The organism is Actinoallomurus soli, from assembly GCF_024055715.1.
GTDB lineage: Bacteria > Actinomycetota > Actinomycetes > Streptosporangiales > Streptosporangiaceae > Actinoallomurus > Actinoallomurus soli.
Window position 1 is genome coordinate 1 of the sequence record NZ_JAMXMV010000005.1, and the last position, 11734, is coordinate 11734.

Sequence of the window (11734 nt, forward strand, 5' to 3'; positions counted from 1 at the left end):
CAAGGCAAAACCCGCCGCGAAGCCATCCGCTGCCTCAAGCGCTATCTCGCCCGCAGGATCTTCCGGGCCCTCGAAAACGGCCCAGCACCGGCTGCGAAGGCCGCTTGACAGAACATAGAAGCGTCAACCTCGCGGCCGCCGTCACCCGACCATGAGCCGGTACCGTTCCGGGCCGGTCAGCGTGGCGGAGGCCAGGTACCGCGTCGTGGCCGGGTCCCGGCCGGCCGGGTGGCGTGGCCCGCGCCCGGCCGGCCCCGGGGAACGGGCGGCGGCGTGCCGGCCGAGCGTCAGGCCGGACTCCTCGGTGAGGGTCTCTTCGCCCGTGGCGTGGGGATGCAGCGCCGCCAGCGCCTCCTCGACTTCGGGAGCGGGGTATCCGAAGAGGTCGATGCCCTCGTAGACGACCGGGACGGCCGCCGGGGCGTCCGGGAGAGGATCACTCCGCCGGGCGAAGCGGATCTCGTCGAGGCCGGGGGCATGTCCGCCGGGACCGGGACCACCGCTGACGCTGATGACGAGATCCTCGTACTCGGCGTAGAACGCCCACGCCACGCCGGCCGCTCGTGATCTGACGCAGAGCCGCTCCTCGCGGACGTCGGCCAGTGTCGAGGTCGCCCACTGGGCTCGCTGCTCGGACATCCCGAACCTCAGCAGCCCTGCCCGGTGGGGGAGCTCGACCCCGACCGCGGGCAGCAGGGTGAACATGAGAGGAGCTCCCTCCTGACCGCTCAGCCCCGGTGAGCCGGGGATCCGTCGGATGCCGAGGCCTCATCCCGGCTCGTCTCCGCTGTCCGTCCGGGCGTCCAGGCGCTGAGGATGCGCAGGGCATCGTGCGATGGGGAGCCGGGCTCGGCGGTGAGGAGCATGAGCCGCTGCCCGGAGCCGTCGGGGCTGCTCCAGGTGTCACAGTCAAGGGTGAGGTCACCGACCAGCCGGTGGTGGTAGCGCTTGGTGCCGTAGGCGGCGCCGTTGACACGGTGCTCGGCCCACCAGGTGCGGAAGTCGGCGTCCTGGACGGACAGCTCGCCGACGAGTCGTGCGAGCTCGGGGTCGTCGGGGTCCGCGGCGGCCTCCATGCGCAGCGCGGCGACGGCGTCGCGGGCGTCGTGCTCCCACTCCCGGTGCATGCCGCGGATGGCCGGGTGGGTGAACAGCAGGAGCAGGTAGTTGCGCCGGCTCGCCGGGATCAGCGAGAAGTCGGTGTACAGGGCCGCGGCGCCGGAGTTCCAGTCCAGGATGTCCAGCCGTCGGCCCAGGATGATGGCGGGGGTTCCGGTGAGCTGGTCGAGCAGGCGCCGCATGGCGGGCCGCACGCGCTGCGCGGGCCGCCGCCGGCGCGGCCGGGCGTCGGCCTTGCCCGCGAGCTCGTACAGGTAGCTCTGCTGGTCGTCGTCGAGGCGCAGCGTACGGGCCAGGGTGGCGAGCACCGACGCGGACGCTCGGACCCGGCCCTGCTCCAGCCGGGTGTAGTAGTCCACGCTGATCGCCGCGAGCTGCGCGACCTCCTCGCGGCGGAGCCCCGCGACCTTGCGACGGGAGTCCGTGTCCGGCGGGCCGAAGTCCTCCGGCGCCAGCTGCGCCCGGCGGGCCTTCAGGAACGCGCCGAGTTCGCTGCGATCAGGTGCGGGAGTCATGCCGTCCATTGTCACGTCCGCGGCGGGAATCTGAGAGGGCAGGTTCTTTCCCAGGCAGGAACCCGCCTCTTTTGCGCACCCGGGGACCGCGGCGACCGTGGAGACACGCCCGGCACGGTGCCGGGCCCGGAGCCCACTCTCTCGGCGCGGCTCCGGTGCGACAGTGAAACGGAGGACCCCGTGGCGAAGATCGACGTCACCTTCGACAGCGCCGGCATCCCCCTCGCCGGTCACCTCCACCTCCCCGGCGTCCCGGCGGAGGGCCCACGCCCGGCGATCGTCGTCGGCCACCCCGGCACGGGTGTCAAGGAGCAGACCGCCGGCCTGTACGCGCGGCTACTGGCGGACGCGGGCTTCGTCACGCTCGCCTTCGACGCCGCCTACCAGGGCGAGAGCGGCGGCGAGCCCCGCGGCCTGGAGGATCCCGCCCACCGCGTCGAGGACATCAAGGCCGCCGTCTCCTTCCTCACCACCCGCCGTGAGGTCGACCCGGACCGCATCGGCGTCCTCGGCATCTGCGCCTCGGGCGGCTACGCGCTTCCCGCCGCGGCGGGCGATCACCGCATCAAGGCCGTCGGCACGGTGAGCGCCGTCGACGTCGCCCGGCAGTTCCGCCTGGGGGCCGACGGAGCACAGGACCCGGCCGTCTTCCAGGGCATGCTGGACGCCGCCGCCCGCGCGCGGACCGCTGAGGCCCGTGGGGAGGACCCGCCGGTGCTGCCCCTCTTCCCCGACACCCCCGAGCAGGCCCGCACGCTCGGCGGAGAGCACGGCGCCGAGGGCTTCGAGTACTACCGCACTCCGCGCGGCCGGCACCCTCGTTCGGGGAGCTTCCTGACCTGGACCAGCATCGACAGGATGGCGGCCTTCGACGCTTTCGCCGCGGTCCCGCTGATCGCGCCGCGGCCGCTGCTCATGGTCGTCGGCACCCGCGCCGTCACCTCGTGGATGAGCGTCGAGGCGTTCCAGCGCGCCACCGGCCCCAAGGAGATCCACTGGGTGGACGGCGCCAGCCATGTCGACCTCTACGACCAGCGGCGGTACGTCGACCCCGTCGTCGAGAGGCTCGCCGGCTTCTTCGCGAAGAACCTGAGCCAATGAGGCGCTCCTGCCGGGAGGCTACGCCCGCGCGGCGGCGTGGCGGAGGTGGCGCCTGACGTCGCCCACGAGGGTGACGCGGACGTGCCGCTTCGAACGACGGCGTTCCTCCGAGCTTGGAACTCAGCGGTGGCGCTCCCTCGCGGATCGGAGCGCGTCGAGCGTGGACCGGTCCGGCTGGTCGAGAGCGGCTTTCGACTCGTCGACGAGGCCGGTCAGCCGGCTCACCTCGGCGTCGGTCAGCTCCGCCGCGATGTCGGCCGCGGCGACGTTGGCGCGCAGGTGCTCAGGATTCTTCGTGCCGGGGATGACGACCACGGCGGGAGACCTGCGCAGCAACCAGGCCAGCGCGATCTGCGCCGGGGTCACGCCCAGGCGCCGCGCGGGGCCGGTCAGCTCGTCGTAGCCGGTGAGGCCGCCGGAGGCCAGCGGGTAGTACGGGACGAACATGATGCCCTGCGCCTCACAGTCGGCGAGGACCTGCACGCCGCTGCGGTCGAGCAGGTTGAAGCGGTTCTGCACGGCGGCGATCGGCGTCATCCTCTGCGCGCGGGCCAGCATCTCCGGCGACGCGCCGGACAGCCCGATGCGACGGATGAGCCCTTGCTCGTGCAGCTCCACGAGCACGCCGAGCGAGTCCTCCAGCGGTACGTCGCTCGGCGGCCCCGGATAGTCGCCGCCCAGCCGCAGGTACGTCAGCTCGCTGGTCTCCGTGCCCAGGTCGGCCAGTGCCTCGTGCACCTGCCGGCGGACGGTGTCCGGGTGGTCGGTGATGATCCACGATCCGTCCGGGCCGCGCCCGGCGCCGACCTTGTTGCCCACGATCACCCCGTCCGGGAACGGCCGCAAAGCTTCGCCGATCAGCTGGTTGACCGTGCGCGGCCCGTAGGCGTTCGCGGTGTCGAAGAACGTCACTCCCAGCTCGACCGCCAGGCGTAGCACCTGCCGCGCCGAGTCGAGGTCGTCCGGTGGCCCCCACACGTTCGGCCCGGCAAGCTGCATGGCCCCGTATCCGACACGGTTCACTGGCTCTCCCTTGATGTATCACTGAAACGCTAAAATGCGTTGCACTGTTCGAGTCAGTGATACGCCTAATGCCGTAGCATTGCAACCGTGGACGACGTGAAGACCCGTACCCGGCGGCAGATCATCGAGGCGGCGGCCGAGATTCTGGAACGGGAGGGCACTCAGGCCCTCTCCACCCGCTCAGTCGCTGCGGCGGCCGGCATTCGCGCCGCCTCCCTGTATCAGTACTTCGGGGACAAGGACGGCCTCCTCGCGGCCCTGGCCATCCATGGCTTCGACCTCTACCTGGCCGAGAAGCACGCGCTGGCGCGCACCGAGGACCCGGTCGCCGACATGCGCCGAGGCTGGGACACCCACGTCGACTTCGGCTTGCGCCACCCGGCGCTCTACCTGCTGATGTACGGCACCGACCGCCCCGGCCGCCGCCCGCCCGCCGCCGATGAGGCCGGCGCCTTCCTGCTGAGATTCCTCGACCGTGCCGCCGACGCCGGGCGCCTCCGGGTCCCGCCCGTTCTCTCCGCCCGCCTCTGCCTGGCCGCCGTCACCGGTGTCACCCTCTCGCTGATCGGGACCCCGGCCGAGGACCGCGATCCGGAGCTCTCCCCGAGGACGCGCGACATCCTCATCGACTCCCTCATCACCGACCCGCCTCCGGCCGCCGACTCCGGCCTCGCCTCCCGAGCCCTCGCCCTCGACGCCGCCATCGCCACCGCCGGAGAGGGCGGTTTCCCCCTCCGTCCGGCCGAGACGGCTCTCCTGCGCGACTGGCTCGACCGGCTCGCCCGCTGATCTACATCGCCGCCTACGGCCGGCGGCCGCGGGTCTGGTGCTTCGTGTCGTAGTCCCGGCGTGCCTGTTCGACCTTGTCCAGGTTGACGGACCATTCGGCGAGTGTCACGAAGAGAGGTACCAGGCTGCGGCCCAGGTCGGTGATCTCGTACTCCACCCTGGGCGGGACCTCTGGGTGATAGGTGCGCGCGACGAGTCCGTCGCGCTCCAGCTGCCGGAGCCGCTGGGTCAGCACCTTGGGCGTGATCGTGCTGATGCGGCGTTCGAGTTCCACGAAACGCTGCCGCCGTGATCGCCCGGTTGAAGGCGCGTGAGAGCGACCGGCGCAAGGACTGGGTGGAGCAGGCCTCCACTGATCTGGCCCGCCGGTTCGATTTCATCCGGGTCGAGGACCTGAAGGTCAAGAACATGGTGCGGTCCGCGCGCGGCACGACCGCCGCGCCGGGCAGGAACGTCCGGGCCAAGGCCGGGCTGAATCGCTCGATTCACGCCGCCGGCTGGGGTCTGCTGGTCACCCGTCTGGAGGGTTCCGGTCCCATCATCGTCCCGGGGCCGGGCTGGAAGGTGAGCAACAGCTTCGGCACGTCGGCACTGTGCGCGAGCCAGTCGTCGTACCTGTCGACCCGGGCCACAACGTCGGCCGGTTCGCCGCCGAGCGGCATCGACCGCGAAAGGACGCCGTCTCGGCGGGCTGAGCACGAGTCGCGCCGGTTGACCTTGACACAGTGACAAGGTCTTCACTGTGGTCAGGGAGGTGGTCCCGGTGACCATGCCGGAACAGGACACGGAGACGATGCGAGTTCTCCAGGGGCTGGAGAGCGGTAATCCGTCCGTGCGGCTGCAGGCGGCGATGGCGGTCGGGTCGACCCCGGACCCGAGGTTCGTCGACCGGCTGATCGAACGATGCGCGATCGAGCCGGAGTTCTTCGTGCGGGAGATGCTCACGTGGGCGCTCACCCGCCACTCGTCGTCGATGACGCTTCCGAAGCTCGTCGATGAACTCCGCTCGGAACGGGTGCAGGCGCGCAGCCAGGCGTTGCACACCCTGTCCAAGATCGGTGATCGGCGAGCGTGGCCGGCGATCACCCGGACGCTGCTGACCGACACCGACGATGAGGTGGCGCGGAGCGCGTGGCGGGCGGCGGTCGTACTCGTGCCCGAAGGTGAGGAGTCCGAGCTGGCCGGAGTGCTGGCGACACAGTTCGGGCGCGGCGAGCGTGAGACGCGGCTGAGCCTCAGCCGGGCGCTGATCGCGCTCGGTGAGGCGATGGTGCCGCCCCTGCGCGCCGCGATGATGGATTCCGACCCTCGCGTGCGTGAGCACGCGATCGCCACGGAACGGCTGTCGCGCGACCCGGATGCCGGATTCGAGTCCGCGATCGAGGAGGCGAAGCGCCTCGTGGCCCTCGGCACGACCGGCGAGGAGGAGCGGTAGACGGTGTTGATCGGTGATGTGGCACGGCGGTCCGGGGTCAGCGCCCGCATGCTCAGGCACTACGAGTCGCTCGGCCTGGTGCGGCCGATGGGCCGTACCGAGGCCGGCTATCGGGCGTACTCCGGCGAGGACATCCGGCGGATCTTCCATATCGAGAGCCTGCGGTCCTTGGGGCTGTCGCTGCGTGAAGCCGGGTGCGCGCTGGATGATCCGGGTTTCAAGCCCTCGGAGCTCATCGACGACCTCATCCGCCGGACGCGAGAACGCATCGCGGCCGAGACGGAATTGCTCACACGACTCCGTCGGATCGATGCCGCGGAACCCACAGGCTGGGAGGACGTCCTCCAGACCGTCGCGCTCCTCCAGGCCCTGGGGTCGGAGAGCGCCGGGAAGCGCCAGCGGGCGGCCCTGTCCTCGGCCGAGGAGGTTCCGGTGCCGATGGAGGCGCTGGTCGAGGCGGTGCTGAGCGAGACGGACCCGAACGTCGCCGGTGCCCTTCGGTGGGCTCTGGCACGATCGGGCGATGCCGGATTGGCGCTGCTGGCGGAGGGCCTCGGCTCACCGGCGGCCGAGGTACGGAGACGCGCCGTCCAGTCCATCGCCGAGATCCCGGACGGTGCGGCCACCACGCTGCTGCACGAGGCCCTCACGAACTCCGACGTCGTGGTCCGCAGGTGTGCGGCTCTGACGCTCGGGGCACGTGGAGTGGCCGACGCGGTCCCGACGCTCATCGACATGATCGTCGAGGAGGTGAACGACGTCGACGCGGCCGATGCGCTGAGCGCGCTGGCGAGTGATCCCGCGCTGGCGGATCAGATCGCCACCAGGCTCGTCGACCGCCTCACCGACGGCGCCATCGGCACGCTCGCACGCCGGCGGCTGACAGAGGCGCTCGCGGACATTCCGGGGATCACGACGACCCGTGCCCTCGCGGAGCTGTCACAGGACGAGGACCGCGCCATCGCGCTCACCGCGACGTACATCCTCAAGCTGCGCGACGCGCGATAAGGGATCCTGAGGATGAGCAGGGCACCACGTGATCGACTCACCGTCTCCCCGGGATCCTGGTGCCCAGCACGGCGACGGCGGTGACGAGCCCCGTGGAGATCGGCAGCGCGAGGTGAAGGCCGTTGACCGGGCCGGTCCCGGCGGCGAGCGAGCCGAAGAGCGCGACGCCGAGAACGCTGCCCGTCTGGCGTGCGGCGTTGAGCGCTCCAGAGGCCAGTCCCGAGCGCGAGCGGTCCACGCCGCCGAGCAGGACCGAGGTCATGACGGGGACGATGAGGCCGAGACCGAAACCTTCGGCCAAGAGCGGGAGCGTCAACGCGGCATACGCGGTCCCGGCGGTGGAGCCGAGCATGGCAAGGCATCCCCCCCGCCAAGAGGGCGGCGCCGACGAGGATCACGCGGCGAGTGCCGAGCGCGCGGGTGAACCGGTTGGCCGTGAGGTTGGCGGCCATGATCGCCGCCATCATCGGTGCGAAGGCCAGACCGGTCCACAGCGTGGAGGCACGCTGTTCCTCCTCGAAGAACAGGCTGAGGACGAAGATCAGCCCGTAGAACGCCACGTTGACGAGCAGTCCGATCGCGACCGGCAGTCCGAACCGCGCCGAGCCGAACAGCCGTAGCGGAAGCATCAGCCGTGCCCCGTGGACTTCCACGACCACGAACACCGCGCCGGCGATGACGGCGACGGCGACGCTCACCAGCACGATCGGATCACCGGCCCCGTGTGAGCCCGCCTCGATCGTGGCCACCGCGACCGCGGTCAGTGCCACGACCGCGCTGATCTGCCCCCACAGGTCCAGGCCGCGGTCCCGGGAGCACGGTGAGGCGGCGGCGTACCTCAGGGTCAGCCATACACCGGTCACCCCGATCGGCACGTTGACGAAGAAGATCGACCGCCATCCCAGCGTCGCGATCAATACGCCGCCGGCGAGCGGCCCGGCCACCAGCGCCACGCTCGCGCCCGCGGCCCACAGGCCGACGGCCCGCGCCCGGCGGCCGGGCTCGGGGTAGGTGTGATCGAGCAGGCTCAGCGAGCAGGCCGCCAGCATCGCCGCGCCGACTCCCTGGGCCGCCCGCGCGGTGATCAGTCCGGTCATGTTCGCCGCCAGTCCGCAGCCTGCCGACGCCAGGACGAACAGCGCGAACCCGGCGACGAACAGGCGCTTGGCACCGTAGCGATCGCCCAGCGTGCCCGCCGTGAGGATCAGCGCGGCGAAAGCGATGGTGTAGGCATCGACCACCCACTGCAGTGCCGTGACGCCTCCTCCGAGCGCCGCGCCGATCGGCTTGATCGCCACGTTCACCACGCTCACGTCGAGCTTTGTCCGCGCGGATCGCGGGTCGGCGCCATCGGGCCGCGCCATGCGGCCCCCTGTCGAGGAGAAGCCATGAGCCTGTTCCGGCTGGACGCCAGCATCCTTCCCGGCACCTCGGCCAGCGCCGAGCTCGCCGACATCGTGGAGGCCAAGTGGAGCGCCGCCCACCCTGGGGAGCAGATCGTGCGCCGCCACCTGGGCACCGACCCGTTGCCCGCCGACGCCTGGACCCAGGCCACGCTCGCCGGATTCACGCCGGAGCCCGACCGCACCCCCGCCCAGCAGGAGGCGCTGGCCCTGGCCGCGACGCTGGCCGGCGAACTCCAGGCCGCCGACGCCGTCATGCTGGCCGTACCGCTGTACAACTACGGCGTCTCCCAGCACTTCAAGGCGTGGGTCGACCTGGTCATCGCCGGAGCAGGTGCCACCACCCCGATCCTGAAGGGCACCCCGACCGTGCTGGCCACCGTGCGCGGAGGCGGATACGGCCCCGGTACCCCGCGCGAGGGATGGGACCACTCCACCCCCTACCTGCGGCGGGTGCTGGCCGACATGTGGCAGGCCGACCTGACCGTCATCGAACGCGAACTCACCCTCGCCGCCGCCACCCCCGCCCTGGAGCCACTACGCGAGCAGGCCGCCCAACTCCACGGCCAGGCACTCGATGCGGCCCGCGACGCCGGCCGGGCACTCGCCGCCGAGTGACCGTGCTCTTCGGCGACGGGTGTCCGTTCCAGGCGAAGCTCGCCAACGCGAATCGGAGACGACACCGCAGCCGGGACGCCGCCATCCGCGGGCGAACTCCACCGAGTCCGGCCGCATCGGCTCGGGAACCGGCATCCGGGCCGGCGGCAGCGAGGCATCGACGGCCTTGGCGCCGACCGGGCGTAGCGATCAGCGCAGAACAAGCAGGACGGGACTGTCTCGTCCGGCCGAACCCTGCCAGCGGCCGGCGCGCTGAACTGCGTGTTGAACGGGAGGCCCGGACGGTCAGGTCGTGGTCGGGACGCCGGTCATGCGCGCGTCGTAGCCGGTTTCGGGGTTGACGACGCGGCCGGCGGCCCACCAGTTCTCGCGGGCCGTCTCGAGAACCATCATCATGACGTCCTCTTCGGGGACGCCGGCGAGCAGCCGGAGGTCGTCGACGATCGCTCGGAACAGTTCGTTCTTCTGCTCGGCCGTGCGCTGGTTGAAGGACAGCTGGATGAGCATGGTGCGCTCGCTGCGCGGCAGGCCGAACACGACCGGCTGCATGTGGAAGTTGTCGGGCGTGACCTCGTGGAAGACGTGGAACTGGTCGTCATCGGGGATCTTCAGGACATCGACCATGGCCTTGTGCAGGGCGGTGGAGACGTTGCGGCGGTGCTCCGGGGTGGTTCCCTGGCGCAGGTAGACGTTGATCAGCGGCATTGTCGTTGCCTTTCTCACGCGTTTCAGAGTCGGCGTCAGGCGGTGGGTGCCGCAGCGCGGTGCGGGGCGGGAGCGGGGACCTGGAAGCAGGCCAGCAGCGCACAGGTGTTGAGGTACTGGCCGATGAGGTTGACCAGGGCGACGAGCCCTTCGGCGCCGAACACGGCCACCGCTTCGGCATACAGTTCGTCCGGTACCTGGTGGTCGCGGACGAGAGCGACGGCCACGCGGTGGGCGGTGCCGGCCTCGGCGCGCAGGCCGCGGGGTGTGCCGCCTCGGCGGAGCGCCGCGATCGCGGTCCCGGGCACGCCGGCGCGCTCCGCACCCGCGGTGTGGGCGTAGAGCGCGTACTCGGCCTGCCAGTGGGCGGCCACCGTGAGGATGACCACCTCACGGACGTCGACCGGGATGCCGGATCCGGCGATCGCCTGGGCCCACTCCAGCAGGGGCCGGGCTATGCGCGGGCCGCGCAGCATGACGTTGAACGGGCCGATCAGCCTCCCATCGGACAGCGCGGCCATATAGCCCGCCCCGTCCGCACTGCGCAGCCGCGTGACCTGCAGCCTGGCGTGGAGGGCGCGTTGCTCCTCATCGAGGGCATCGGGAGAGAGGAGGGGCAACCGGCCGCCCAACCCGGAGGCTCCGTTGGTGACGTGCTCGTTCATGGCCTTCACGCTAGGAGTCCGGCAGCCATTCCGCCAGCGAATGCCCCGCATAGTGGATATGCTGATTCCTCATGGACTTCACGGTGGTCGGGCTGCGGGTACTGCGCGAGGTGGCCGAGCGGGGCACCTTCACCGCCGCCGCCCAGGCGCTGGGCTACACCCAATCGGCCGTCTCCCGGCAGGTGGCCGGCCTGGAGCAGGCCACCGGTGTCCGGCTGTTCGACCGCTATCCCGGCGGCGTGCGACTGACCACCGCAGGCCGGGCTCTGCTGTACCACGCCGTGACCGCGCTCGACGCGCTGGACGCGGCCGACCGGGAACTGCGCGGCGCGGAAGACGACATCGGCCATGTACGGCTCGGCTTCTTCCCCACCGCCGGGGCGGTCCTCGTGGCCCGCGCCCTGGCGACCCTGCACCGGCAGCGTCCCCGCATCCAGGTCACCACCCGGGAGGCGGGCACCCCATCGCTGGTGCGGGCGCTGCGCGCCGGCACTCTCGACCTCGCCCTGCTGTCCTCCCGGCCACCGCACCGCTCACCCGACACCGACGATCCACCCCTGCATACCGAGCCGCTGCTGGAAGACCGACTGGTCCTGGCGGTGCCGGCCGGCGGCCGGTTCGCCGACCGCGCCGGCGTCACCGCCCGGCACATCGCCGGCGAGACGTGGATCGCCGGCCCGGCCGGCACCGACGAGCCCCTGCTCGGCATCTGGCCGGGGCTGCCCGGACGGCCCCGCATCCACCACGCCACCCGCGACTGGCTGACCAAACTGCACCTGGTCGCGGCCGGAACCGGCGTCACCACCGTGCCCTCCACCCTGCGGTCCGTGATCCCGCCCGGAGTCCGCCTCATCACCATCGAGGACCTCCCCGAGGAACGGCGCCGCGTCAGCCTCGTTCGCCTGCCGGGCCCCACCACGCCGCCGACGGACGCACTCGTCCACGCCCTCCGCCAGCACGCCGCCGACCTCGCCGATCACGACCACCCGCCTGCCGGCCCAGGGGACCGGTGACAGCCGCCGGGCCCCGCAAGGTTCGCGCGACGGGGCAGGTCCCTTCCGTTCGTCATTCGCGGGAGCGCAGACCGTCGAGGACGACGTGCAGCAGGTGTCGGGCGCGGGTCTCCCATTCCTCGTCGAGCCGGGTCAGATGGCCGATGAGCAGGATGACGTCGCGGGCGTCGACGTCGGGCCGAATGGCCCCGGCGGCCTTGCCGGCGTCCAGTAGCGCGGTCATCGCGTCGCCGATCGAAGGACGGGGCAGGCCGGGCGCTGATCGCTGACGGCGAACGGGCCGGCGGAAATTAATCAGCGCTCTTCTTTCTTGAGTGTGGGTGACTCAAGCTTTGGAGGC

General features: G+C 71.5%; 14 protein-coding genes and 1 pseudogene. 7 read left to right on the plus strand and 8 right to left on the minus strand.

Features of this window, described 5'->3' with window-relative positions; translation table 11 throughout:
• Positions 1-141 precede the first annotated feature (141 nt).
• Both NDW01_RS14325 and NDW01_RS14330 read right to left on the minus strand, forming a co-directional pair.
• Positions 142-705, minus strand: coding sequence for a hypothetical protein (locus tag NDW01_RS14325; protein ID WP_252820701.1), 564 nt, complete (start codon positions 703-705; stop codon positions 142-144).
• Positions 706-728: 23 nt separating this feature from the next.
• Positions 729-1634, minus strand: coding sequence for a helix-turn-helix domain-containing protein (locus NDW01_RS14330; RefSeq protein WP_252820703.1), 906 nt, complete (start codon positions 1632-1634; stop codon positions 729-731).
• Between the two features lie 180 nt (positions 1635-1814).
• Between NDW01_RS14330 and NDW01_RS14335 the strand changes: the two genes are divergently transcribed.
• Positions 1815-2735 carry an alpha/beta hydrolase gene (locus NDW01_RS14335; RefSeq protein ID WP_252820704.1) on the plus strand — a complete coding sequence of 307 codons (921 nt, stop codon included), beginning with the start codon at positions 1815-1817 and terminating at the stop codon, positions 2733-2735.
• Between the two features lie 120 nt (positions 2736-2855).
• Here NDW01_RS14335 and NDW01_RS14340 read toward each other — a convergent pair whose 3' ends face one another.
• On the minus strand, positions 2856-3758 hold the full coding sequence (locus NDW01_RS14340; protein WP_252820706.1) for an aldo/keto reductase: 903 nt from the start codon (positions 3756-3758) through the stop codon (positions 2856-2858).
• Positions 3759-3845: 87 nt separating this feature from the next.
• On the opposite strand from NDW01_RS14340, the gene NDW01_RS43780 reads away from it, so the two are divergent.
• Positions 3846-4547 carry a TetR/AcrR family transcriptional regulator gene (locus NDW01_RS43780; protein WP_252820709.1) on the plus strand — a complete coding sequence of 234 codons (702 nt, stop codon included), beginning with the start codon at positions 3846-3848 and terminating at the stop codon, positions 4545-4547.
• 13 nt (positions 4548-4560) lie between these two features.
• Here the strand turns inward: NDW01_RS43780 and NDW01_RS14350 are convergent, their stop codons facing one another.
• Entirely contained in the window at positions 4561-4821 is a 261-nt protein-coding gene (locus NDW01_RS14350) for a winged helix-turn-helix transcriptional regulator (protein WP_252820711.1), read from the minus strand.
• Between the two features lie 14 nt (positions 4822-4835).
• Here NDW01_RS14350 and NDW01_RS43785 point away from each other — a divergent pair, with 14 nt between their 5' ends.
• From NDW01_RS43785 to NDW01_RS14370, 3 genes are read left to right on the plus strand one after another with little or no spacing between them, the layout of a single operon-like run.
• A complete protein-coding gene (locus NDW01_RS43785; RefSeq protein ID WP_308211697.1) occupies positions 4836-5276 on the plus strand; it encodes a hypothetical protein in 441 nt (146 codons plus the stop codon).
• 40 nt (positions 5277-5316) lie between these two features.
• Positions 5317-5982, plus strand: a complete 666-nt coding sequence (locus tag NDW01_RS14365; protein WP_252821435.1) for a HEAT repeat domain-containing protein — start codon at positions 5317-5319, stop codon at positions 5980-5982.
• Between the two features lie 3 nt (positions 5983-5985).
• Complete coding sequence (locus NDW01_RS14370) at positions 5986-6990, plus strand: HEAT repeat domain-containing protein (protein WP_252820713.1); 1005 nt, start codon at positions 5986-5988, stop codon at positions 6988-6990.
• 374 nt (positions 6991-7364) lie between these two features.
• Here NDW01_RS14370 and NDW01_RS14375 read toward each other — a convergent pair.
• A pseudogene (locus tag NDW01_RS14375) lies at positions 7365-8354 on the minus strand (MFS transporter); the annotation flags it as partial.
• A 24-nt stretch (positions 8355-8378) separates the two neighbouring features.
• Between NDW01_RS14375 and NDW01_RS14380 the strand changes: the two are divergent.
• The gene (locus NDW01_RS14380; RefSeq protein WP_252820715.1) at positions 8379-9011 is read left to right on the plus strand and encodes an FMN-dependent NADH-azoreductase; all 633 of its coding nucleotides are present in this window, start codon (positions 8379-8381) and stop codon (positions 9009-9011) included.
• A 285-nt stretch (positions 9012-9296) separates the two neighbouring features.
• Here the strand turns inward: NDW01_RS14380 and NDW01_RS14385 are convergent, their stop codons facing one another.
• The gene (locus NDW01_RS14385; protein ID WP_252820717.1) at positions 9297-9734 is read right to left on the minus strand and encodes a tautomerase family protein; all 438 of its coding nucleotides are present in this window, start codon (positions 9732-9734) and stop codon (positions 9297-9299) included.
• Positions 9735-9751: 17 nt separating this feature from the next.
• On the minus strand, positions 9752-10381 hold the full coding sequence (locus NDW01_RS14390; protein ID WP_252820719.1) for a carboxymuconolactone decarboxylase family protein: 630 nt from the start codon (positions 10379-10381) through the stop codon (positions 9752-9754).
• Between the two features lie 71 nt (positions 10382-10452).
• On the opposite strand from NDW01_RS14390, the gene NDW01_RS14395 reads away from it, so the two are divergent.
• Entirely contained in the window at positions 10453-11394 is a 942-nt protein-coding gene (locus NDW01_RS14395; RefSeq protein ID WP_252820721.1) for a LysR family transcriptional regulator, read from the plus strand.
• Between the two features lie 52 nt (positions 11395-11446).
• On the opposite strand, the gene NDW01_RS14400 is transcribed toward NDW01_RS14395, so the two are convergent.
• Positions 11447-11692 carry an SbtR family transcriptional regulator gene (locus tag NDW01_RS14400; protein WP_406567725.1) on the minus strand — a complete coding sequence of 82 codons (246 nt, stop codon included), beginning with the start codon at positions 11690-11692 and terminating at the stop codon, positions 11447-11449.
• Positions 11693-11734 lie beyond the last annotated feature (42 nt).

Bases quoted from the DNA above. Each gene is read 5' to 3' on its own strand.
- NDW01_RS14325 (WP_252820701.1), bottom strand. From the start codon at position 705: ATGTTCACCCTGCTGCCCGCGGTCGGGGTCGAGCTCCCCCACCGGGCA.
- NDW01_RS14330 (WP_252820703.1), bottom strand. From the start codon at position 1,634: ATGACTCCCGCACCTGATCGCAGCGAACTCGGCGCGTTCCTGAAGGCC.
- NDW01_RS14365 (WP_252821435.1), top strand. From the start codon at position 5,317: ATGCCGGAACAGGACACGGAGACGATGCGAGTTCTCCAGGGGCTGGAG.
- NDW01_RS14380 (WP_252820715.1), top strand. From the start codon at position 8,379: ATGAGCCTGTTCCGGCTGGACGCCAGCATCCTTCCCGGCACCTCGGCC.
- NDW01_RS14390 (WP_252820719.1), bottom strand. From the start codon at position 10,381: ATGAACGAGCACGTCACCAACGGAGCCTCCGGGTTGGGCGGCCGGTTG.
- NDW01_RS14395 (WP_252820721.1), top strand. From the start codon at position 10,453: ATGGACTTCACGGTGGTCGGGCTGCGGGTACTGCGCGAGGTGGCCGAG.